Consider the following 21,777-nt stretch of genomic DNA (forward strand, 5'->3'; position numbering starts at 1 on the left):
GGCGTCATGCAGCCTGTTCCTGAGGCGCTACTGGCGGAAGTTCGCGACCGGTACGGCGTTGTGGCCGAGCACGCGGAGGCGATCGGCGGCGGGACTGCGAGCAAGCTGTGGCGACTTGACTCGGAACCGTCTGTGGCGATCCGGCTCTCCCAGTACTACGGGCTGCCGGAGCAGCAATGGTCCTGCAGGGTTGCCGCCGAGTTCGCCGGCAAGGTCCCTGAGGTGATCGCGCCGCTGGTGGCGTCTGATGGTGAGGCGGCGTTTCTGTGGCAAGGCCAGCCGATCACTGTCTGGCCGTTCGTGATGGGTGCACCGCTGGACCGACAGAATCCTGTTGAGCGTCGGCAGGCGGCTCGTCTGTTGGCGAGGCTGCACATCTCTGCGCGCGCTTTTCCCAGTCTGGGCGAGGGCGTACCTCCAGAACCTGATGACTCCGAGGCCCAGCGGCTGTTTCCGGATCGTGAGCTGGATCAGTGGCTGCGCTCGTGGCCTGGCCACAACGGCGACGAGCCGGTCGGGTGGATGCATCGGGATTTCTTTCCAGGCAACGTGCTGTGCCGTGACGGGCGGATCGTCGGCGTGGTCGATTGGGACGAGGTTGAATGGGGCCCGCTGATCAACGAGCTGGCCTGGTCGGTCTGGGAGTTCGGGAAGTCTCCCGCCGGCGATGCCTTGGACTTGGACCATGCGCGGGAGTTTCTGAGCGAGTACCAGCGGGCCGGCGGCCCGGTCCGGCCGTCGGATGCGTTGATTCCGCTGATTCGAGCGCGTCTTCGCAGTGGCATCGCGTTTTGGCGGCGGGTGAATGCCGCCGATCCGGTTGAGGATCAGGCGGCGGTCGCAGCCTTCGCGGCGCTTCGTCAGGTTCGATTGGACGTCGAACGCCGGTCCACCTCGGCACCGCTGTTGAGTACGCCGCTGACGTAGAGGAGGTCGCCCATGCGTAATGCGTCGCCCTCGAGGGGTGGGAGGTTGTTGGCGGCGAGGAGGTCCCGGGTGGTGAAGGCGTTCAGCGCCCAACCGCGGTCTGTGAGGTAGGGAGCGGCCTCGTTGCGCTCGCCGAAGTAGCGCAGCTTCGTGTGGTCGAGGTCGAAACCGTACGCGCGCCAGCGTTCGGAGATCTGATTCAGGCCTTCCTTCGTCTTGCCGTCGTCGCCCGGCCGCGGGTTGGGCCGGCTTTCGGTCGCCACCCGGCTGCCCGGCGCACTCAGTTCGGTGATGGTGTCCAGGAGGCGGTCCTGCGCCTCGGGCGGCAGGTAGCCCAGCAGGCCCTCGGCGCACCATGCGGTCTGCGCGGACGGGTCGAACCCGGCGGCGCGAAGCGCGGTGGACCAGTCGTCGCGCAGATCGACCGGGACCACCCTGCGCTCAGCGGTGGGTACGGCGCCCAGCTCGGCCAGCGTGCGGGTCTTGAACTCGATCACGTCGGGCTGGTCCAGCTCGTACACCACGGTCCCGGTGGGCCAGCGCAGTCGGTAGGCACGGGAATCCAGCCCCGAGGCCAGGACCACGGCTTGCGTGATGCCTGCGTTCGTCGCTTCGAGGAAGAAGTCGTCGTAGAACTTGGTCCGTACCTTGGCTCCGTCGATCGTGACCCGATCGACCAACTCGCCGGGAGGCTGTTCACCGGACGCCAGCCGGGCGAGGAGGTCGATACCGACCGCCCGGACGAGCGGTTCGGCGAACGGGTCGTCGATGAGACGGCTGTCCGCGCGGGTCGCGATCGCCCGGGCCGTCGCGGCCAGGGTCGCGGTCGCGCCGACGCTCGATGCCAGATCCCAGGTGTCTCCGTCGTGCCTGATGGAATTCATGCTCCGCCTTCCTCGAGGAGCACCACCCTTGCACCCGGCACCGACAGTCAGACGGCAGCCCGGGCGGCCGCTTCCACGCGGTCACGGTAGTTCGCCCACCAGGCGGCGTCCTGCTCCGGGAGGTTCGAGTTGGTCGGGCTCATGCCGGCCGCGCCGTCCAGTTGTTCGCGGAGGATGTCGGCGTGGCCTGCGTGGCGGTTGGTTTCGGCGAGTACGTGGACGAGGATGCCGTGCAGCGTCACCGACGGGTTGCGCCACCACGGCACCTGGCCCGGCGCGTCCAGGTCGAGCGCCTCGATCGTCGCGTCAGCGTGCGCACACGCCCGCTGGTACCGGTCGACGATCTCGGCGCGTGTCTCGTCCGCGGTCGCCCACATCTCGACGTTCGGTTCGGCGTCGTCGTCCCACCACGGCAACTCTTCGGCGAACGGCCGGTCGAAGGTCTTCCCGAAGTACCAGGCCTCGACGATCGACAGGTGCTTGACCAGGCCGAGGAGGTTGGTCCCGCTGGGCGTCAGCGGCCGGCGGACGTCGTACTCGCCGAGCCCGTCGAGCTTCCAGACCATCGCCTCGCGGGCCTTACGGAGGTAGTCGTGCAGATTTTCCTTCACAACCGCGCATCATGCCTCAGCCGAAGACCGTTGCGTTGGCGCGGGCCCATTCGCGGTACGTCGTACCCGGCCGGCCGGTGAGGTCGAACACCGCCGGCTCCGGCTTCATCGGGTGTTCCGCCATCATCCGAAAACCGTCCAGCAGCCACTGCGCCGTCTCTCGTCCGATGACCGGCGCCAGCCCCTCGACGTACTCATCCGGTGTCAGTTCCTCGAACCGCACCTCCCGCCCGATCGCCTCCGAGATCCACGCGACCTGCTCCGGCGGCGTGATCCCCTCGGGTCCGCTCATGGTGATCTTCTGCCCGCCGTACTCCTCCGACAGCAGCACCACCCGCGCCACCGCCGCGATGTCGGCGAGGTCGATCGGCGTCTGCACCGCGTCGGCGTACGGCGCCCGCACGACCCCGTCGGCCTTGATCGACGGAGCCCAGTCGAGCGTGTTGTTCATGAACTGCCCCGGCCGCAGGAACGTCCAGTCGAAGCCGCCCGCCTCGATCGCCCGCTCGATCCGGTAGTAGTGCCACGTCGACGGATCCCCTTGCGCCTCGTACTCCGCAGGCTCCCCCGACAGTACGACGACCCGCCGCACGCCGGCGTCCCGCGCACAGCGGACGAAGTCGTCGACGTACGCCGGAAGCGGCGCGAGGTACACGGTGTCGATGCCGGCGAGCGCCGCGGGCAGCGTCTCCGGCTTGCCGAGGTATCCGCGCGCGACCTCCACGCAATCCGGGAGCGCGGCCCGGGCCGGCTTGTTGGTCAACGCCCGCACCGGCGCACCCGCCGCCACCAACTCGTCGACCAGCAGCCGCCCGACACTCGCCGTCGCGCCCGTCACCAGGATCGTCATCTGAAATCCCCTCTCGATCAGAATTCTCGTAGGGTATACGAGAATTCAAGACTGCGCCTATCGTTGGCCCGTGAGCGAGCGGCGGAGTGGTGAGGGGCAGCCGGACAAAACGCTGGCGTTGCTGTGGCGCAACCACCGCCAGCCGACGGTTGACGAGCCCGCCGACGGGGTGGCGAGGAAGCGCGGCGCGGGCCGGCGTCCGTCGCTGAACGTCGATGACGTCGTCCAGGCAGGCATCCAGCTCGCCGACGACCAGGGGCTGGCGGCGGCGTCGATGGGCGGTCTCGCGAAGGAGCTCGGGGTCGGCACGATGACGCTCTACACGTACGTGCCGTCGAAGGACGAGCTGCTCGACCTGATGGTCGACCAGGTGCTCGGCGAGCGGGAGCTCCCAGGCCCGGGTGAGCCACGGCCGGAGGACTGGCGGGAGCAGGTGGAGCTCTACTCCCAGCAGACCCGTGCGATGTTCCAGCGGCACCTGTGGTTGTCACAGGTCTCGACGGTCCGCCCACCGGTCGGACCGGGCATGCTGGCGGGTCGCGAGTACCTCCTGTCCGCGTTGCTCGGCCTCGGACTCGGAGCGCTCGAGACGAACACGGCCGCGCTCGCAATCACGACGTACGTCGACTCCGCGGCGAGCCTCGAAGCGGAGAGTCAACTGGTCGAGCGCGCGACCGGACAGACCAACGACGCCTGGTGGTACGAGCGGAACGACCTGTGGGAGACGTACTTCGACGTCGACCGGCACCCCGCGATGACCACGATCTGGCACGCGGACGGCTACCAGTCGAGCACCCGGGAAGCCGCCGCCGACTCCTACCGCTACGGCCTGGACCGTTTGCTCGACGGCATCCAGCCCTAGGTGCGGGCCCCGGTCAGTACGTCGGCGCCGACCGGGTTGAGCATGTGGCGGACCGAGCTGCCGATGCGGTGGGTGGTGACCAGGCCGGTGTTGTGCAGGATCCGGGCGTGTTCGCTGGCCGAGGCCAGTGAGATGCCGGCTCGGGCCGCCAGTTCGCTGGTCGAGCATGCGCCGCTCGAGATGCTCTTCAGCACCCGTGCCCTGGTCTTCCCGAGCAGGTCGGCCACAGCGCGATCGCGGTCCGCGTGCCGTACGACGGCCTCGGGCCGGCCGGCGTGCCGTACCGGATACACCAGCACCGGCGGCAGTGCCGGATCGAGCAGCATCATCGGGTACTTCCAGCAGAAGAACGACGGCACCAGTCGCAGCCCGCGGCCGTTCAGGTGCAGGTCCCGGTCGATGTGCGGCATATCGACGGACAGCACCGGCGCCTCCCAGCGCAGTGTCCGGTGCAGCTGCGGGATCAGCGACTCGAACCCGTCGTTGGCGACGGTGTCGTTGTGCTTGGCAACGGTCGCCTCGATCGCGGGCGCGATCATCGGCATCTGCGGCGCGATCTTGGTCCGGTGGAACGTCCGCAGCCCGTGCACGAGCCGGGTCATCACGCCGTTCTCACCAGCCGCGAGCCGGCGGCTCCAGGCCGGTAGCCGCACGCTGTCCGACAACCTGCCCAACTCGGATCTCAGCTGACCAGGCGGTGTGGCGGCGATCGCCGCCAGCCCCGCCTCGAGTCCTTGACCCGCGGCGCGCGGTGTCAGGAAATCCGGTGAATACCCCACCGGCGGCGCCAGCGCGAGCAGCTCCTGCTCCAGCGCGCTCAGCCGGGCCCTCGCCCGCTCCCGCCAGGTGCCGAATGTCTCCGGCTCGTCGTCGGTCTGCAGGACGTGGAGACCCAGCAGGACCTCCCACAACGGATCGGGCTCCTGCGCGATCGTCGTCCTCGCCAGATCCGCACACTCGAAATGAACGCGGAACACCACGGTCTCCTCCCCCGAGGAAAGTCACCCGCCGTGGTCAACGGGCAACACGATGACCGTAACAGCCTCAGGGGTCACCCACCGTGACGTTGGCCCTGGCCGGTGACCCAGCGCCGTCGCGAGGAGGTGCTCGGTGCGGTGCATCGGCGTGCGGGGGCCAAGGTCTCGATGCGGAGCATCGTGGCCTTTGCCCCCGTGCGGCGAGGTGCCGTGCCGAGTGCCCCGCAGTAGGCGCTGGGTCACCGGCCAGGGCCTCACTACTCCCACTCGATGGTGCCCGGGGGCTTGCTGGTGACGTCGAGGGTCACGCGGTTGATCTCGTCGACTTCGTTGGTGATGCGGGTCGAGATGCGTTCGATCACGTCGTACGGCAGGCGGGCCCAGTCGGCGGTCATCGCGTCCTCGCTGGTGACGGGGCGCAGTACGACGGGGTGGCCGTACGTGCGGCCGTCGCCCTGGACGCCGACCGACCGTACGTCGGCCAGCAGGACCACCGGGAACTGCCAGATGTCGCGGTCGAGACCGGCCGCGGTGAGCTCGGTGCGGGCGATCAGGTCCGCGGCGCGCAGGATGTCCAGCCGCTCGCGGGTGACCTCGCCGATGATCCGGATGCTCAGGCCGGGGCCCGGGAACGGGTGCCGGTAGACCATCGTCTCCGGCAGGCCGAGCGCCAGGCCGAGTTCGCGGACCTCGTCCTTGAACAGCGTCCGCAGCGGCTCGATCAGGCTGAACTGCAGGTCGTCGGGCAGCCCGCCGACGTTGTGGTGCGACTTGATGTTCGCGGCGCCGGCGCCGCCGCCGGACTCGACCACGTCCGGGTACAGCGTGCCCTGGACCAGGAACTCGATGTGCCGCTCGGCGTCCACCTTGCGCGCGGTCGCCTCGAAGGTCCGGATGAACTCGCGGCCGACGATCTTGCGCTTCTGCTCCGGGTCGGTCACCCCGGCCAGCGCGGTCAGGAACTGCTCCTCGGCGTCGATCGCCTCGAGCCGGATCCCGATCGCGGCGACGAAGTCCTTCTCGATCTGCTCCGACTCGCCGGCCCGCTGCAGACCGTGGTCGACGTACACGCAGGTCAGCTGGTCGCCGATCGCCTTGTGCACCAGGGCCGCCGCGACCGCGGAGTCGACACCGCCGGACAGTGCGCACAGCACCTGCTTGTCGCCGACCTGCTCGCGGATCAGCGCGACCTGCTCCTCGACGACGTTGCTCGTCGTCCAGTCGCCCTTGCAGCCGGCGATCTCGTACAGGAAGTGCTCCAGCACGGCCTGCCCGGCCTGCGAGTGCAGGACCTCCGGGTGCCACTGCACGCCGGCCAGTCGCCGGTCCAGGTCCTCGAACGCCGCCACCGGCGCGCCCTCGGACGCCGCGAGTACGGCGAACCCGGCGGGCGGCGCGTGCACCGCGTCACCGTGCGACATCCACACGTTGAGGTCCTCGGGGATGTCGGCGAGCAGCGTCCCGGCCTCGCTCACCGTGACCGGCGTCCGGCCGAACTCGCGCAGTCCGGTACGCCGGACCTCGCCGCCGAGCGTCTGCGCCATCGCCTGGAAGCCGTAGCAGATCCCGAACGCCGGTACGCCGGCCTCGAACAGCCCGGAGTCGACCCGCGGCGCGCCCTCGGCGTACACCGACTGCGGCCCGCCGGACAGGATGATCGCCTTCGGCCCCTTCGCCAGCATCTCCTCGACCGGCATCGAGTGCGGCACGATCTCGGAGTACACCTTCGCCTCGCGCACGCGGCGCGCGATCAGCTGCGCGTACTGCGCCCCGAAATCGACTACTAGGACCAACTCATGCTCTGCCACCGTCAAAGCCTATCGGTGCAGGTCAGCAGGGTTGTAATCCGCGGCTCGACCGGTCACCGGCAACAGGTCGTTGGTGACCTCCAGCCCCGGAAACCGCCGCCGCATAGCAGCCTCGTACCGAGCCGCACCGGCCTGATCACCGATGTAGTCCGAGATCAGATGCGAACCGAACCACAACCGCACACGACACCGAGAGGCTGAACTCACAAACCCCGACGCTAGCGACGCCAGTTGTCCACCGTGTTACCGATAGTTACGCCCCGAAGACACTTCAAGCTCCGGAGACATGCTGAGGGCCCGTCGGCATAGACCGACGGGCCCTCAGGTGTTCATGTAACGGAGAGACCTGCCTCCGCCTTCACTAAGAAGCTTAGTGGCCTGCGGTGCAAGTGCATCGGACTCCTCGCGGCGGGGAGAGAAAACATCGCTGGGTGGCGAAAAGTTTCCCAGCTCCCTCGGTCGATCAAGGCGAACGCTCTGGTCGACGCCCCCACGAACTTACGTACGCCGACTGTGGCGCGGAGCCACCAGCAACCGCGCGGGAGCGCGGAACGAGAGCAGGTCGATCATCGGCGGGGGCTCGACGAGGCGTACGCCGCTCAGCAGTCCCCGCGCGCAGTCCAGCGCGACCTGGGTTTCCATTCGGGCTAGGGCGGCGCCGAGGCAGCGGTGGATGCCGATGCCGAAGGCTAGGTCGGCGGGGCCGCCGTGGCCGGTCAGGCCGAGTAGAACGGGTGCGTCGGCTGGGAGGTCCACGTCGCCCAGGGTCGTTGGCTCGGCGGTGATCCGGCGCCAGGTGGGGACCGACGACGCCTCCTGGAGGACCTGTTCCACCGTCGTGCCGGGACCGTCCAGACAGCGCTGGAACGCGGTGGAGATCAGCTGGGTTGTGGTCTCCTGACCGGCGATGAGCAGGAAGTAGCCGACCGCGCACACCTCTTCGTCGGTCAGCCCCAGTGCAACCAGCACACCGAACAGATCGTCACCCGGAGCCTTCCGGGCGGCCGTTGTCCATGCGCGTAGCCAGGCGTAGAACTCGGCCGCGCTGTGTGCGAGCTCCAATTGCCGGTCCTCGTCGGGCCAGCCCCAGAAGAGTTCCAGCGAGTCCAGGCTCCAGGCCTTCAGCGCAGGTACGTCGACGTCCGCCAGGCCGAGCAGGTGCAGTACGACGAGGGCCGGCGGCTCCGCGGCGATCGCCTGCACCAGGTCGAGCTGCTGGCCGTCCGCGAGAGCTGCAGAAGCAGCCGCGACTCGGGAGGTGTTGAGCTCCCGGGTCAGCGGTTCGGCGGCCGCGACGCGGGCGGGGCTGAAGAAGCGGGCGACGGCGGCGCGGATCGGGCGGTGCGACTCCCCCGCGTTGTTGGCCAGCGTCGGCGGCAGCGCGAAGCCGACGGCGGACAGGACCCGGAGCGCCTTCACGGACAGCGGCGTGTGGGCGAGTACGGCGTTGTCCGGGCGGAACGTCTGCGGGTCGAGCAGCACCTCCCGCGCCAGCGCCGGGTCGTCGACAACCCAGTACCCGAGCGTCTCGTCGTACCGAGCCGGACACCCACTCACGCGAACCATCCCGGTGCGGCGGCCCGGAACTCCTCTCGGGTCCAGGTGCCGGCGCCGGCCGGGATCCGTCCGATCACCGGGACGCCGGTCGTCGCCGGGAGATCCTCCAGGTTGCAGCTCTCGGCGAGGTCCGGCTCGGCCGGCCACGAGCCGATCACCAGCCCTTCGACCGGCAGTTCCCGCGACCGCAGCGCCTCGACGGTCAGCCCGGTGTGGTTCAGCGTGCCGAGCCCGGCGCGCGTCACCACCACGAACCTGAACGGCGACGTCAGATGCTCGGCGAGATCCGCCAGGTTGTTGCCATCGGCATCGAGCCCGACGAGCAGTCCGCCCGCACCCTCGACCAGCACGGAGTCGTATTCGCGGGCGAGGTCGTCGATGGATGCGGCGTACTCCTCGACCGACGGCAGCGCGATCCCGGCGCGCCGGGCGGCGGTGGTGGGCGCGAGCGGCTCGGGCAGCCGGACGCCCTCGTGCAACGCGGTCACGCCGGTGAGCCGGACCACTTCGGCCAGGTCGCCCGGTTCGTCGGGGCCGACGCCGGTCTGGGCCGGCTTGACGATCGCGACCGACTCCCCGGCGCGCACCGCGAGCGCGGCCGTGACGATCGTCTTGCCGATCTCGGTGTCGGTCCCGGTGACGAAGGTGATCATGAGACCACCCCGATCGCGTCGACGATCACTGCGCACGCGCGATCGAGATCCGCGGCGGATAACCCGGCGTGCGCGGTGAGCCGCAACCGGGAGATGCCGTCGGGGACTGACGGCGGCCGAAAACTTCCCACCCGTACGCCGTCCCGCAGGCACAGCTCGGCCGCACGGACGGTCTCTCGCGGACCCGGCATCGGAACGGAAACAACCGCACCACGCGACGGCGGCACGTCACACGCAGCCGCCAGCCGCGCCGCGGCCGCATGGATCGCCGCGGGACGGTCGGGCTCCGCCTGCAGAACCTGCAACGCGGCAAGGGCAGCGGCGCACGCGGCCGGGTTCAGACCGGTGTCGTAGATGAATGGACGTGCCCGGTTGACGAGGTGCTCACGGAGCACCGGCGGACCCAGCACGACCCCGCCCTGGGAGGCCAGGGACTTGGACAGCGTCATCGTGACGACGACGTGCTCCAGCCCAGCGAGACCCGCCGCATGCACGGAACCATGACCGTTGCCGCTGACCCCCAACCCGTGGGCCTCGTCGACCAGCAGTACGGCGCTGTGCGCGCGGACGACCGCGGCGAGTTCGGGCAGCGGCGCCTCGTCGCTGAGCACACTGAACACCGACTCGGTCATCACCACCGCATGAGGTTCGTTGCGCTCGGCAAGTACCTTCTCGACGGCGTCGACGTCGTTGTGCGGGACGACCTCGACGCGAGACCGCGCCAGGCGGCAGGCATCCACCAGCGAGGCGTGCACGTGTTCGTCGGAGACCAGCAACGTCCCCGGTCCGCCGAGCGCGGTGACGACACCGAGGTTGGCGAGATACCCGGACGAGAACACCAGCGCGGACCCCTGCCCGGCGTACGCCGCCAGCGCGGATTCGAGCTGCTCGTGAAGTTCCGTCGTACCGGTGACGAGGCGGGACGCGGTGGAGCCTGTGCCCCAGGTGCGTACGGCGTCGGCGGCGGCCGTCACCACCCGCGGGTCGCGGGCGAGACCGAGGTAGTCGTTGCCCGCGAGGTCGATCAGGTCACCGTCCGCGGCCCGGGCGCTGAGCCGCCGGGTCAGGCCTCGGGCCTCCAGCGCGGCCGCCTTCGGAGCGAGCCAGTCCTCCAGCATCACCCTGCCTCCTCGACCGCACCCACGATCGCCGCGCCGATGGCTGCGATGTCCTCGTCGGTGCAGACGTACGGCGGCATCGTGTAGACGAGATCGCGGAACGGCCGCACCCAGACCCCACGGCGCAACGCAGCCTCGGTCAGCCGCGGCAGATCCACCGGCCCACCGAGCTGTACGACGCCGACCGCTCCGAGCACTCGTATGTCTTTCACCGCCGGCAACTCACGCGCCGGCGCAAGCCCCGACGACAGCCCTGCAGAAATCGCAGCCACCCGAGAAGCCCAGTCCTGGGACAACAACAGGTCGATCGAGGCGAGGGCCACCGTGCAGGCGAGGGGGTTGGCCATGAAGGTTGGGCCGTGCATCAACGCACCACCCGGTCCGTTGGAGACCGTGTGCGCGACGTCCGTCGTACACAGCATCGCGGCCAGCGACAGATAACCGCCGGTCAGTGCCTTGCCGACACACAAGATGTCGGGGTCGACGCCCGCGTGCTCGGATGCGAACAGCGTGCCGGTGCGGCCGAACCCGGTGGCGATCTCGTCGAAGATCAGCAGGAAGCCGTGCCGGTCGGCGAGCTCACGGAGAATGCGCAGGCAGGCGGGGCTGTACGGGTACATGCCGCCCGCGCCTTGCAGAACAGGTTCGACGATGATCCCGGCGATCTCATCCGAATGGTGCGCGGCCAGTGCGGTCACTGCGTCGGCCCAGGACTGTAGCTCAGGGTCGGCGGACGGGCGGTCGAAGCCGGCCGGCGGCTGGGGACCGAACACCTGCTCCTTGAGCGCGCCGGTGAACAGCGAATGCATCCCGTTGACCGGGTCGCACACGCTCATCGGCGCGAACGTGTCGCCGTGGTACCCGCCGCGGACGGTCAGCATCCGCGTGCGCCCATGGTTGCCGCGCGCAACCTGGTACTGCAGCGCGAGCTTGATCGCCACCTCGACCGAGACCGAGCCCGAGTCGCAGAAGAACACGTGCCGCAACGGCTCCGGCGTGATCTCCACCAGCCGCTCGCCCAGCCGGACCGCCGGTTCGTGGGTGAGCCCACCGAACATCACATGACTGAACTCGTCCACCTGACGCTTCAGCGCGGCGTCCAGCACCGGGTTCCGGTAGCCGTGGATCATGCACCACCAGGACGCCATCGCGTCGATCGCCTCGACAGTCCCGCCCGTACCGTCGTCCAGCTGCAGCCGTACGCCGGACACGCCCCGGACCACCCGCACCGGCGAGGGCTCGGTCAGCGACGAGTACGGATGCCAGAGCAACTCCGCGTCCCGCTGTAGCCACCCATTGACCGACTGTGACACCGCGCTCCTCCGTCCTGAGGATTCACAACGGTAATCGCTCCGAACCCCGCCCACCCCCGCAGGTGGCCACGATGTGATCAGCGCCTCTAGAACGCTGTGCCGGCCTTTGCGATGTGGAGGGTTACTGCCACTGGGTCGAGTCGTGGTTTGGCCAGTGCCATCAGGGCTCTGGCGCCATCGATGCCCTCGTCCCGGATCCACTGGACCGGGGCGGCCAGGCCGAAGCGTTCGACTGCGCTGGTTGCGTCGAGGAAGTCTCGGGACTCGGCCACGGTCCAGGTCCGTTCGCGCTCCCAGGTGATCGCGTCGGCGGTGCGGGCCGGTTGCCGCCAGTCGTCGTCGCGCTGGTTGCCGTAGATCAGCTGCCCGTCCGGTCGCAGTACGCCGACGCGGTCCGCCCAGTCGCCGTCGTCGATCAGCTGGGCGGCCCGCAGCACACCGGCGTACCCGGCGTCGTGCTGCGTGGCCATCCGGCCGAAGCCGTAGGCCTCCAGCCCGCGGATGTGCCGCTGCAGTACGCCGAGGCGGCTGAAGGCCTCGTGCACCGCGAGGAGCGCGACCTCCACGTGGTACCCGGCGGCCTTGAACGCGCGGGCCGAGGCCGCGAACGCGTCCGGGTCGGCCAGCTCGGTCTCGATGATCACGTCGTACCGCTGCGCGGCGACCAGCTCCTCGGCGCGGGCCAGCCAGCGGCGGCCGTCGGCCTCGACGTACCGGTCGAACGTCGAGGGCTCGTCGGTGATCGGCTCGTTGAGCCGCGGGTGGTACGCCTCGAGGACGAAGCTGCTCAGTACGACGGGATCCGCGCGGCGGGACAGGGCGACCTTCACCAACGCGGTGATCGAGGCCTTGCCGTCGCCGGGCTGGCCGGCGACGAAGACGACCACCGGCTGGTCCTGCGGGACACCGGTGAGCCGGCTGGGGGCGATCCGCTCGCGGAAGATCCGCTCGTTGTCGGCTTCGCTCAGCAGGAACCGGTCCTGCTCAGTCACCTCGGCCATCCTGCTCGCTCAGCTCGGCACCACTGCCCTGGTCCTCGTCCTCGTTGAGGAGCGCGTCGGCTTCCTTGCGGATGCGGGCGGCGGCGCTGGTGTCGAGCGGGTCGAGGCCCCGGCCGCGGGCGGCCCAGGCCGCCTGGTCGGCGCACAACGCCGCGATCGCGGCCGCATCGGGCTCGTCGGCCGCTTCCGCCGCGGCGATCCGCTGGGCGTAGAACCCGATCGCCTGCCGGACCCCTTCGAGGGCGATCTCGTACCCGAAGATCTGCGCGGGTGTCCACTTCGCCTTACCCAGCTCCGGGAGCACAATCGGGTCGGCAAGGTTAACCACACCTAGACGATATCCGACGCCTCGGGTCAGCCCGACAACGGCTACAGACTCCAATCAGCGCAGCGATCCGCGCCGACGCGAGGACTTGGCCGAGCGGTGCGGCCTGGCGGCGGTGGAGCGGCGGCCGGCCGTCGGCTCCGGAGCGGCTTCCAGTGCCTTCTTGACCTGGGTGAACGCGTCGGACGCGGTGCGGATCGGCCGGACGCCGGTGAGTTTGGGGATCGCCGCGCGCTGGCGGCGGGTGTGGGTCTGGATGCGGTCGACGACGCGGGTGCGGACCTCGTCGAGGTCGGCGCCGGTCAGGTTCTCCACCGGTTTACCGCGGTCGAGTGCCACGTCGAACCATTCCGTGTAGCCGTGCGTGTGGACGACCTGGTTCGGGGACTTCTGGCCGAGGCGGCGGTACTGCGTCAGTACGTCGTACCGCTCGTCGAGTCCGAGGACCTCGTCGCGGAGCCCGAGCTCGACCTGGCGGTCGTAGGTCGCGGCGACCCGCTGGTCGATCTCGGCGGCCGGGCGGTCGACGGAGAACACGACCTGCCGGGTGGCGGGCGCGACGGCCCGCTCCGGATCGTTGCCCATGGCCCGTGCCAGCGCGTTCACGATCGCGTCGTAGTTGTTCTCGTGGATCTTCCCGGCGGCCTTCGGGTCGAGCCGGGTGAGTACGGCGTACGCGTCCTCGGCCATGCTGCGCGGGAAGTCGCGGCGGACCGCGTTCCGCGCCTCGGCGATCGCATCCACCTCCCAGCCCTCGAGCAGCGAGCGGACGTAGACGCTCGTACCGCCGACGATCACCGGTACTCCGCCGGCCGCCCAGCTGGCCTCCATCTCCCGGCGGGCCGCGGCGACGAACGTCTCCAGCTCGAGCTTCCGGACCGGCTCGGCGACGTCGAGCATCGTGTGCGGGATGCCCCGCATCTCCTCCGGCGTCGTCTTGCTGGTGCCGATGTCCAGGTATCGGTACACCTGCCGCGAGTCCGCGGAGACGACCATCGGCTGCAGGCCGAGCTCGTCCCGGATCCGCAGACAGAGGTCGACCGACACCGCGGTCTTGCCCGCCGACGTCGGCCCGTACAGGGCGACCAGCAGGCGCGCAGCAGAGTCGGACATGCGTCAACCCTAGCCGGACTCAGCTGGACGCAACCTCACCGTGAACCGAGCAGCGCGCGGTCCACCCCATCGGATGTACCTGGACGACCATCCGCCGGCGGCACTCCGCGCAGTACCGCGGGGGCTCCAGCGCGAGCGCCCGCACGCAGGACTCGTGGCCGCTGTCGGCCAGGTCCCGCCCACATCTGCCGCAGTACGTCACAGCGTCTTCTGGAGTTCCTTCACCGGCATCTTCAGCTCGGCGAGCAGGTCCAGGTCGGCGGTGGCCGGGCGGCCCAGGGTGGTCAGGTAGTTGCCGACGATCACCGCGTTGATCCCGCCGAGCAGGCCCTCGCGGGTCCCCAGGTCGCCGAGGGTCAGCTCACGACCGCCGGCGTACCGCAGAACCGTCCGCGGCATCGCGAGCCGGAACGCGGCGATGGTGCGCAGCGCGTCCTTGCCGTCCATGATCTCCAGGTCGCCGAACGGCGTACCCGGCCGTGGGTTCAGGAAGTTCAGCGGGACCTCGTGCGGGTCGAGCTCGGCCAGCTGGGCGGCCAGCTCGGCGCGCTGCTCGAGCGACTCACCCATCCCGACCAGACCGCCGCAGCACAGTTCCATCCCGGACTCGCGCACCATCAGGCAGGTCTCCCAGCGCTCCTCGAAGGAGTGCGTGGTGACGACGTCGCCGAAGTACGACCGGGCCGACTCGAGGTTGTGGTTGTAGCGGTGCACACCCCAGGACTTCAGCTCGTCGACCTGCTCCTGCGTGAGCATGCCCAGCGAGCAGGCGATGTTGATGTCGACCTCGGCGTTGATCGCCTCGATACCGGCCTTCACTTGGCTCATCAGCCGCGCGTCGGGCCCGCGGACCGCGGCCACGATGCAGAACTCGGTGGCGCCGGTCTTCGCGGTCTCCTTGGCGGCCTCGACGAGCTCGGGGATATTCAGCCAGACCGCGCGCACCGGCGAGGTGAACTGACCGGACTGGGAGCAGAAGTGGCAGTCCTCGGGGCAGCCGCCGGTCTTCAGCGAGATGATCCCCTCGACCTCGACCTCCTCGCCGCACCACTTCACCCGAACGTCGTGCGCGAGCGCGAGCAGTTCCGGCAGCCGGTCGTCGGGCACGCTGAGAACCTCGACCAATTGCTCCTGGCTCAACCCGGTGCCCTGCTCCAGAACCTGCGCACGTGCCACGTCCAGGATGTCGCTCACGCCTCCGCCTCGCTTCGCTCGGCTCCGGCCTGAGCGACAAGGTCGGCTCTGCTTTTTGTTCGCTCGCTGCGCTCGCTCACGGGTTCTCCTGCCTCATCAGAACGGTCGGCTCACAGTAAGACAGGTGGCTACGCCGGGGCTGCGGCGGGCGTCACGTGGAACACCTGCGGCCGAAGTGACTCACCGCCACTCTCCGCACTTCCCGGGAAAAGATTTCTGGTTTTTCTCCGGAACCTCGTAACCCCCCGTAGATGGGCTCGTTGATGTGTGCAGAGGCGGTTACCGCAAGGAAGACCGCCACCCGGTTACCAGGAGCTACAAATGCTGATCATTACGATCAGCACGCAGAGTGGTCACAAGGCCCAAAGCCCCTGGAAATCGGATGTAAGGTAGTGACCAAGAGCTCGGGTCGCCAGCCATGGTTGGTGACCCGATCCCAAAGCGCCGGGCGCCTCACCCCGGCTTGAGTGGGTCCCTCGGGAAACGATTTGGGCGGAAACGTTCCCGAGGGACCTGCTCCCTTTTCCGGACCTTTTGCGAAAAGCCTCAGCAACTTACTGCTGAGGCTTTTTCATTTGCGCTATTTCTCGCTGTTCTGTTACGAATCCGTCACAGCCTGCTTCGGGATGATCGGGAGCCGCAGCGCACCAGGGGCGTCGGTCGGGACGACCGGGTGCTCGGGCTTCACCGGCTGGATCCGCTGGTACTCGGCACCGACCGCCGGGCGCGGGTCCGCGGCGCCTTTGTTCGGCCAGAACGAGAGCGCCCGCTCGGCCTGGGCGGTGATCGTCAAGGACGGGTTGACGCCGAGGTTCGCGGAGATGGTCGAGCCGTCGACGATGTGCAGGCCTTCGTACCCGTAGACACGGTGGTACGGATCCACGACCCCCGACGAGGGTGAGTCGCCGATCGCGCAGCCGCCGATGAAGTGCGCGGTCATCGGCACGTTGAACGGCTCCCCGATCGTGCCGCCCGGCGTACCGTTCATCAGCTTCGCCATCCGCCGGACCACCTGGTTCGCGACCGGGATCCAGGACGGGTTCGGGGCGCCGTGCCCCTGCTTCGACGTGAGCTTCCACCGGCCCAGCCGGTCACGCTTGCCGTACGTCGTGATCGAGTTGTCCGCGGTCTGCATCACCAGCGCGATCACGGTCCGTTCGGACCAGTGCTTCAGGTCGTACAGCTTCCGGATGTTCTTCCGCTGGACGCCGAGCTCGCGCAACCAGGTCCGCCAGCGCGGCTTGTCCCCGTCGCCGTCGGTCAGCACGGTCTGCAGCAGCGACATCACGTTGCTGCCCTTCCCGTACCGCACCGGCTCGATGTGGGTGATGTCGTCGGGGTGGAACGACGACGTGATCGCGACCCCGCGGCTGTAGTCGACGTCGGTGTCGCGGGAGATCGCGCCGAGCAGCGACTCCGAGTTCGTCCGGGTCAGCACGCCGAGCCGGTCCGACAGTCGCGGCAGCTTGCCCTCGTCGCGCAGCCGGTGCAGCAACTTCGCCGTACCGAGCGCCGACGCCGCGAAGATCACCTGGCCCGCGGTGAACCGGCGGGTGGCCTTCTTGTTCGACGTACGCCGGGTGTCGATCGCGTACCCGCCATCCGGGAGCGGCTCGACCGACGTGACCGTGGTCAGCGAGTAGACCTCCGCGCCGGCCTTCTCGGCCAGGTAGAGGTAGTTCTTCGTCAGCGTGTTCTTCGCGTTGTGCCGGCAGCCCGTCATGCACTCGCCGCAGTCGATACATCCGGTACGGCGAGGGCCCGCGCCACCGAAGTACGGGTCGTCGACCTCGACACCCGGCTCACCGAAGAAGACACCGACCGGTGTCGGGTGGAACGTCTCCCCGACCCCCATGTCCTCGGCGACCTGCTTCATCACCTTGTCGGCCGGCGTGAACCCCGGGTACGTCGTGACGCCGAGCATCCGCTTCGCCTGGTCGTAGTACGGCGCCAACTCGGACTGCCAATCGGTGATGTGCGCCCATTGCCGGTCGGTGTAGAACGCGGGCAGCGGTTCGTACAGCGTGTTCGCGTAGACCAGGCTGCCGCCGCCGACCCCGGCGCCGGACAAGATGATCACGTCGCGCAGCGCGCTGATCCGCTGGATGCCGTACCACCCGAGCTTCGGCGCGAACAGGAACCGCTTCTTGTCCCACGAGTTCTTCGCGAACCCCGCGTCGTCGAACCGCGCACCGGCCTCCAGGACGGCGACCCGGTAGCCCTTCTCGGTCAGCCGCAAAGCACTCACGGACCCACCGAAGCCCGAGCCGACGATGACGACGTCGTAGTCGTGGATCCTCATGCACGTCCTCGCTTCGCTCCGGGCGCACATGAGGATCCAACACGGCTGCGTTGGATGATTCCTTCGCTTCGCTCAGTCATGGACGGCCGATCTTCTTCAGGATCCGGAGTGCGCCGGTCATCAGTTCGGCGAACTTCTCGTCGGACAACCCGTGCGAAGCCGCGATCGGGATCAGCCGTTGGGTGGCGATCGCCTGCGGTTCGACGTACCGGCGGATGCCCTCGACACCCTGCCGCCGGCCGAGACCCGACGACCGCATGCCGCCCATCGGCGTGTCGATCGAGCCGAACGTCGCGCCGTACCCCTCGTTGACGTTGACCGTGCCGGCCATCAGCTGCGCGGCGACCGCGCGGCCGCGGCGGCCGTCGCGGGTCCAGACGCTGGCGTTCAGGCCGTACTCGCCCTCGTTCGCGCGCTGGATCGCCTCGGCCTCGTCGGAGAACCGGTAGATCGAGACGACCGGCCCGAAGGTCTCGTTGTCGAAGCACTCCATCGCCGGGGTGACGCCGGACAGGACGGTCGGTTCGTAGAAGAGCGGACCGATGTCGGGCCGCGGTTTCCCTCCGGCCAGCACCGTGGCGCCCTGCTCACGGGCATCCTCGACGTGCCGAGTCACGGTCTCGAGCTGCGCCTTCGAGATCAGCGAGCCCATGTCGACGTCCCAGCCGGTGCCGGCACTCAGGCGGAGCTTCTTCACCCGGTCCACGAAGGCGGTCACGAACGCGTCGTACACCTGGTCGGCGACGTACAGCCGCTCCATCGAGACGCACAGCTGGCCGGCGTTCGCGAAACACGCCCGTACGGCGCCCTCCGCGGCTCGGTTGATGTCGGCGTCCCGCAGTACCAGCATCGGGTTCTTGCCGCCGAGCTCGAGGCTGCAGCCGATCAACCGCTCACCGGCCTGCTTCGCCACCAGCCGGCCGGTCTTCGTCGAGCCGGTGAAGCAGATGTAGTCGGCGTTCTGGATCAGCGCGCCGCCGACCGTCGGGCCGTCGCCGTTCACCGCGAGCCAGGCCTCCCGCGGCAGGCCGGCCTCGTACAGCAGCTCGATGCCGCGCAGCGCGGTCAGCGGGGTCTGGCTGTCGGGTTTGTGGACGACGGTGTTGCCGGCCAGGATCGCGGGCAGACCGTCGGAGATCGCCATCGTCAGCGGGTAGTTCCACGGCGAGATGATGCCGACGACACCCTTCGGGACGAACCGCTCCTCGGCGCGGGTGAGCAGCGGGAAGATCCCGAGCTTGCGCTGCGGCTCGAGCAATTCGAACGCCTTGCGGCCGTAGTACCGCGCCGTGAGCGCGACGTGCGCGAGCTCCTCGAACGCCTGCTTCCGCGCCTTGCCGGACTCGCGGATGATCAGGTCGACCAGCTCGTGCCGGTGATCGAGGACCAGGTCGTGGTACCGCAACAGGATCGCCGCGCGCTCCGCGAGCGGCACCCGCCGCCAGGTCTGCTGGGTCCTCCGGGCGGCCCGGATCGCCGCGACCACGTCGTCCGCACTCGACACCGGCAGGTCCGCGATCGGCTGCCCGGTGGCCGGCGCGTACGTCGTACGGGTGCCTGCCGTAGCGCGCAGCAGCCCCGACAACCGACGGATGACCGACTGATCGGTCGCGTACGACGCGGTCGGGTCGAGCTCCGGATCCGCGGGAATCGAGGTTTGCTCGCTCATATACAAAGGCTACCTGTCGGTAATAGCGGCTGTCAGTATCAAGAGACCGTTAAGCTGATCCGCTGAACCTGCGAAGGGGTGGAACGTACAGATGGTGGACAGCGGGGGGCTCTGGACGCCTCCTGAGGACGAGCTCGGTGAGGCACTGCAGACAGCCCAGGTGCTGATCGAGGAGGGCCGGGCCGACGAGGCAGGGCCGTACCAGCAGCGGGTCATCGAGCTGGCCAGGGCACGCGCCGAGGAGCATCCGAACCACTACGAGGCCAAGCATCTGATGGCCGCGACCCAGTACGAGCTGGCCGGATCGCTGAACGCGTCCGGGCGGCACGAGGAGGCACTCGCCGCGCTGCACGAGGCGCAACTCGGGTACACCGAGCTCCAGGACGCCGGCGTGCTCGACGCGACCTGCTTCCTGGCCGACGTCCGCGCCCGGCGCGCGATGACCCAGGCGCACCGCGGTCACGGCGCCACCGCCGTACTGGAGATGGACGGCGCGGTGATCGCGTACGGCCAGCTCGTCGGCGGCGAGGACGGTCTCAAGCACCAGCCGGACTTCGCCCGGGTGCTCGCGATGAATGCGCTGATCCTGCGGCGGTACGGCGACCCCGCGCTGGCGGTCGCGTCCGCGGACGCGGCGACCCAGCTGTTCCTGCAACTCGCGGACCAGATCAACGAGAGCCCGCAGTCGCTGTCGTACGCCCGCTACCTGTGTACGGCGACCGCGGTATCGGCCGACGTCCACGCAGCCGAAGGACGGCTGGACCTTGCGCTCGAGGCGGACGAGATCGGGCTGACCACGGCCGACACGCTCGCCGACTCGGACTCGGCGACCGACATGCGCACGCTGGTTGCCGCCCTGGTCAGGAAGGGCAAGCACCTCGGCATCGTCGGCCGCCTGGAGGGCGAGTCCTGTCTGCGGACGGCGTACGACACCGACGCCGAGACGGCGGCCCGCGTGGTCGAGGAGCTGGACCGCGGGTTGCCGCTGACGCTGGTCGCGGCGCTGGAGAACGCGGAGATCAAGCTCGGGCCGTTCGAGCAGTACCACCGGCTGGTGGCGCTGAGTGAGCCCGCGCCCGGGATGACGCTGGCGACCGTGTCCGGCCGGACGGATCCGGAGTCCGCGGCGCAACGTGCGACCGAGCTCGCCGAACTGGTGAAGCCGCTGCTGTCGCAGGACGGAAACGCCGCGCTGACGCTGGGGCTGGAGGCGCACTACCTGTTCGCGATCTCGTCCGAGCGGGAGTCGCACCGGATGCGGTTCCAGGCCGAGATGTACGTGCCGATCTGGGCGCAGCTGCTGCTCGACATCTCCGAGGCGTACTTCCAGGCCGGGCGCACCGACATCGCGCTCGACCTCGGCGGCTGGTGCGCGGAGGTGGCGACCGCGCTGATCCCGTACGCCGACGACAACGAGCTGATGAAGGACCTGGCCGGGGCCTGCTACCGGCACCACGGCAACCTGCTCGCCGCCACCGGCGACCTGGCCGCGTCCCACCACGCCCACGAGGCCGCGGAGCAACTCCAGCTCGGCCGTTGACGTCCCGGCCCCCTCCGGCGGACGCTGACGCTGGGAGGGGGAGTTATGGATGTCGTAGAACTGCACAATCGCACGGTCGCGAACTTCGCGGACCTGGTCTCGGAGGTGCCGGCCGATCAGTGGTCGGCGCCGACGCCGTGCTCGGACTGGGACGTCCGGGCGCTGGTGAACCATGTCGTCGGCGAGGAGCGCTGGACCGTGCCGCTGATGGCGGGCAAGACGATCGCCGAGGTCGGGGACACGCTCGACGGTGACCTGCTCGAGGACGATCCGGCCGCCGCGGCGTCGTACGCGGCCCGCGAGGCGGAGGTCGCGGCGACCTGGCCGATCGACAAGGTGCATCTGTCGTACGGCGACGAGGATCCGCACGAGTACCTGCGGCAGCTCGCGGCGGACCACCTGATCCACGGGTGGGACCTGGCCGTCGCGATCGACGTACCGCCGCGGATGGATCCCGAACTCGTGGGCGAGGTCGCGGATTGGTTCGCGAAGCGCGAGGAGCTCTACCGATCGGCCGGGATGGTCGGCGAGCACCTCGACGGCTTCACCGAACCTACCGAGGCCCTGCTCGCCGCCTTCGGCCGCGATCCGGGGTGGAGCAGCAGGACCTAATCCTGGAGTTCGGCGCGGAGGGCGCCGACGAAGAGGCCGGCTTCGGTCTCGGTCATTCCGGTCTCGGAGACGACCAGGGCGGTCGCCTGGTGGAGTTCGCCCGCGGCCTTGAGGGCGCGGGTGCGCTCGGCCAGGTTGGTGCCCGGGCGGCGGACCAACGGCGTACCGGTCGTCGGCGGCACGTACCGCCCGAGGCGGATGTCGTCGACCAGCTCCTTGGACTGCTTGAGGTCGAGGCCGGTGCGGTCACGGATCAGCTTGACCGCGTGCACCGCCTTCTTCGTGGTGATCAGGAACCGCACCTGATCCACGTCGTCCGGGGACAGTTGGCCTCGCGCGGCGGCGAGGGCAACATTGTCCGTGTCCTGGCTGCTTCGACGGCTGAACAATCCCATGCCGCAATCCTTCCAGAACCCGTCAAACCTGGTGAACTCGAAGCACGTCGGGCAGGTCCTGTTTGG

General features: G+C 69.3%; 20 protein-coding genes. 4 read left to right on the forward strand and 16 right to left on the reverse strand.

Going from position 1 to position 21,777, the window contains the following annotated elements:
- Positions 1 to 132: 132 nt before the first annotated feature.
- Positions 133 to 927, forward strand: a complete 795-nt coding sequence (locus tag ACLJOO_RS05185) for a phosphotransferase enzyme family protein (RefSeq protein WP_410785665.1) — start codon at positions 133 to 135, stop codon at positions 925 to 927.
- On the opposite strand, the gene ACLJOO_RS05190 is transcribed toward ACLJOO_RS05185, so the two are convergent.
- Genes ACLJOO_RS05190 through ACLJOO_RS05200 form a run of 3 tightly spaced genes read right to left on the reverse strand, consistent with a single transcriptional unit; the run spans position 861 to position 3,272 of the window.
- Positions 861 to 1,811 (reverse strand): SAM-dependent methyltransferase, encoded by a 951-nt coding sequence (locus ACLJOO_RS05190; RefSeq protein ID WP_410785666.1) that lies wholly within the window; start codon positions 1,809 to 1,811, stop codon positions 861 to 863. The genes ACLJOO_RS05185 and ACLJOO_RS05190 overlap by 67 nt on opposite strands.
- A gap of 47 nt (positions 1,812 to 1,858) precedes the next feature.
- A complete protein-coding gene (locus ACLJOO_RS05195) occupies positions 1,859 to 2,422 on the reverse strand; it encodes a DinB family protein (RefSeq protein ID WP_410785667.1) in 564 nt (187 codons plus the stop codon).
- Between the two features lie 16 nt (positions 2,423 to 2,438).
- Positions 2,439 to 3,272 (reverse strand): SDR family oxidoreductase, encoded by an 834-nt coding sequence (locus tag ACLJOO_RS05200; protein WP_410785668.1) that lies wholly within the window; start codon positions 3,270 to 3,272, stop codon positions 2,439 to 2,441.
- 70 nt (positions 3,273 to 3,342) lie between these two features.
- Here ACLJOO_RS05200 and ACLJOO_RS05205 point away from each other — a divergent pair, with 70 nt between their 5' ends.
- Positions 3,343 to 4,134: a TetR/AcrR family transcriptional regulator gene (locus tag ACLJOO_RS05205; protein ID WP_410785669.1), complete on the forward strand. Its 792-nt coding sequence runs from the start codon at positions 3,343 to 3,345 to the stop codon at positions 4,132 to 4,134.
- Here the strand turns inward: ACLJOO_RS05205 and ACLJOO_RS05210 are convergent.
- From ACLJOO_RS05210 to ACLJOO_RS05265, 12 genes are all read right to left on the reverse strand, one after another.
- Positions 4,131 to 5,111 (reverse strand): ArsR/SmtB family transcription factor, encoded by a 981-nt coding sequence (locus ACLJOO_RS05210; protein WP_410785670.1) that lies wholly within the window; start codon positions 5,109 to 5,111, stop codon positions 4,131 to 4,133. The genes ACLJOO_RS05205 and ACLJOO_RS05210 overlap by 4 nt on opposite strands.
- A 257-nt stretch (positions 5,112 to 5,368) precedes the next feature.
- Positions 5,369 to 6,919: a glutamine-hydrolyzing GMP synthase gene (gene guaA, locus ACLJOO_RS05215; protein ID WP_410785671.1), complete on the reverse strand. Its 1,551-nt coding sequence runs from the start codon at positions 6,917 to 6,919 to the stop codon at positions 5,369 to 5,371.
- A gap of 498 nt (positions 6,920 to 7,417) precedes the next feature.
- Positions 7,418 to 8,476, reverse strand: a complete 1,059-nt coding sequence (locus ACLJOO_RS05220; RefSeq protein ID WP_410785672.1) for a hypothetical protein — start codon at positions 8,474 to 8,476, stop codon at positions 7,418 to 7,420.
- Positions 8,473 to 9,129 carry a dethiobiotin synthase gene (bioD, locus tag ACLJOO_RS05225; RefSeq protein ID WP_410785673.1) on the reverse strand — a complete coding sequence of 219 codons (657 nt, stop codon included), beginning with the start codon at positions 9,127 to 9,129 and terminating at the stop codon, positions 8,473 to 8,475. Before bioD ends, ACLJOO_RS05220 begins: the two co-directional genes overlap by 4 nt.
- Positions 9,126 to 10,247 carry an 8-amino-7-oxononanoate synthase gene (locus ACLJOO_RS05230; protein ID WP_410785674.1) on the reverse strand — a complete coding sequence of 374 codons (1,122 nt, stop codon included), beginning with the start codon at positions 10,245 to 10,247 and terminating at the stop codon, positions 9,126 to 9,128. The genes bioD and ACLJOO_RS05230 overlap by 4 nt, the downstream gene beginning before the upstream one ends.
- Positions 10,247 to 11,560 (reverse strand): adenosylmethionine--8-amino-7-oxononanoate transaminase, encoded by a 1,314-nt coding sequence (locus tag ACLJOO_RS05235; RefSeq protein ID WP_410785675.1) that lies wholly within the window; start codon positions 11,558 to 11,560, stop codon positions 10,247 to 10,249. Before ACLJOO_RS05235 ends, ACLJOO_RS05230 begins: the two co-directional genes overlap by 1 nt.
- A gap of 86 nt (positions 11,561 to 11,646) precedes the next feature.
- The gene (locus tag ACLJOO_RS05240; protein ID WP_410785676.1) at positions 11,647 to 12,552 is read right to left on the reverse strand and encodes a zeta toxin family protein; all 906 of its coding nucleotides are present in this window, start codon (positions 12,550 to 12,552) and stop codon (positions 11,647 to 11,649) included.
- Complete coding sequence (locus tag ACLJOO_RS05245) at positions 12,545 to 12,889, reverse strand: hypothetical protein (RefSeq protein WP_410785677.1); 345 nt, start codon at positions 12,887 to 12,889, stop codon at positions 12,545 to 12,547. The genes ACLJOO_RS05240 and ACLJOO_RS05245 overlap by 8 nt, the downstream gene beginning before the upstream one ends.
- Before the next feature lie 54 nt (positions 12,890 to 12,943).
- Positions 12,944 to 13,999, reverse strand: a complete 1,056-nt coding sequence (locus tag ACLJOO_RS05250) for a tRNA (adenosine(37)-N6)-dimethylallyltransferase (protein ID WP_410785678.1) — start codon at positions 13,997 to 13,999, stop codon at positions 12,944 to 12,946.
- A 198-nt stretch (positions 14,000 to 14,197) separates the two neighbouring features.
- Positions 14,198 to 15,193: a biotin synthase BioB gene (gene bioB / locus ACLJOO_RS05255; RefSeq protein WP_410785679.1), complete on the reverse strand. Its 996-nt coding sequence runs from the start codon at positions 15,191 to 15,193 to the stop codon at positions 14,198 to 14,200.
- A 598-nt stretch (positions 15,194 to 15,791) separates the two neighbouring features.
- Positions 15,792 to 17,495, reverse strand: coding sequence for a GMC oxidoreductase (locus tag ACLJOO_RS05260; protein WP_410785680.1), 1,704 nt, complete (start codon positions 17,493 to 17,495; stop codon positions 15,792 to 15,794).
- A gap of 76 nt (positions 17,496 to 17,571) precedes the next feature.
- A complete protein-coding gene (locus ACLJOO_RS05265; RefSeq protein ID WP_410785681.1) occupies positions 17,572 to 19,164 on the reverse strand; it encodes a succinic semialdehyde dehydrogenase in 1,593 nt (530 codons plus the stop codon).
- Between the two features lie 91 nt (positions 19,165 to 19,255).
- Here ACLJOO_RS05265 and ACLJOO_RS05270 point away from each other — a divergent pair, with 91 nt between their 5' ends.
- Positions 19,256 to 20,704 (forward strand): hypothetical protein, encoded by a 1,449-nt coding sequence (locus ACLJOO_RS05270; RefSeq protein WP_410785682.1) that lies wholly within the window; start codon positions 19,256 to 19,258, stop codon positions 20,702 to 20,704.
- Positions 20,705 to 20,749: 45 nt separating this feature from the next.
- Positions 20,750 to 21,316, forward strand: coding sequence for a TIGR03086 family metal-binding protein (locus tag ACLJOO_RS05275; protein WP_410785683.1), 567 nt, complete (start codon positions 20,750 to 20,752; stop codon positions 21,314 to 21,316).
- Here the strand turns inward: ACLJOO_RS05275 and ACLJOO_RS05280 are convergent.
- The gene (locus tag ACLJOO_RS05280) at positions 21,313 to 21,711 is read right to left on the reverse strand and encodes a hypothetical protein (RefSeq protein WP_410785684.1); all 399 of its coding nucleotides are present in this window, start codon (positions 21,709 to 21,711) and stop codon (positions 21,313 to 21,315) included. The genes ACLJOO_RS05275 and ACLJOO_RS05280 overlap by 4 nt on opposite strands.
- Positions 21,712 to 21,777 lie beyond the last annotated feature (66 nt).

The organism is Kribbella sp. C-35 (assembly GCF_046549195.1).
GTDB lineage: Bacteria > Actinomycetota > Actinomycetes > Propionibacteriales > Kribbellaceae > Kribbella.

Bases quoted from the DNA above. Each gene is read 5' to 3' on its own strand.
- bioD (WP_410785673.1), bottom strand. From the start codon at position 9,129: ATGATCACCTTCGTCACCGGGACCGACACCGAGATCGGCAAGACGATC.
- ACLJOO_RS05200 (WP_410785668.1), bottom strand. From the start codon at position 3,272: ATGACGATCCTGGTGACGGGCGCGACGGCGAGTGTCGGGCGGCTGCTG.
- ACLJOO_RS05275 (WP_410785683.1), top strand. From the start codon at position 20,750: ATGGATGTCGTAGAACTGCACAATCGCACGGTCGCGAACTTCGCGGAC.
- ACLJOO_RS05250 (WP_410785678.1), bottom strand. From the start codon at position 13,999: ATGTCCGACTCTGCTGCGCGCCTGCTGGTCGCCCTGTACGGGCCGACG.
- ACLJOO_RS05190 (WP_410785666.1), bottom strand. From the start codon at position 1,811: ATGAATTCCATCAGGCACGACGGAGACACCTGGGATCTGGCATCGAGC.
- ACLJOO_RS05265 (WP_410785681.1), bottom strand. From the start codon at position 19,164: ATGAGCGAGCAAACCTCGATTCCCGCGGATCCGGAGCTCGACCCGACC.
- ACLJOO_RS05270 (WP_410785682.1), top strand. From the start codon at position 19,256: ATGGTGGACAGCGGGGGGCTCTGGACGCCTCCTGAGGACGAGCTCGGT.
- ACLJOO_RS05280 (WP_410785684.1), bottom strand. From the start codon at position 21,711: ATGGGATTGTTCAGCCGTCGAAGCAGCCAGGACACGGACAATGTTGCC.
- ACLJOO_RS05230 (WP_410785674.1), bottom strand. From the start codon at position 10,247: ATGCTGGAGGACTGGCTCGCTCCGAAGGCGGCCGCGCTGGAGGCCCGA.
- ACLJOO_RS05260 (WP_410785680.1), bottom strand. From the start codon at position 17,495: ATGAGGATCCACGACTACGACGTCGTCATCGTCGGCTCGGGCTTCGGT.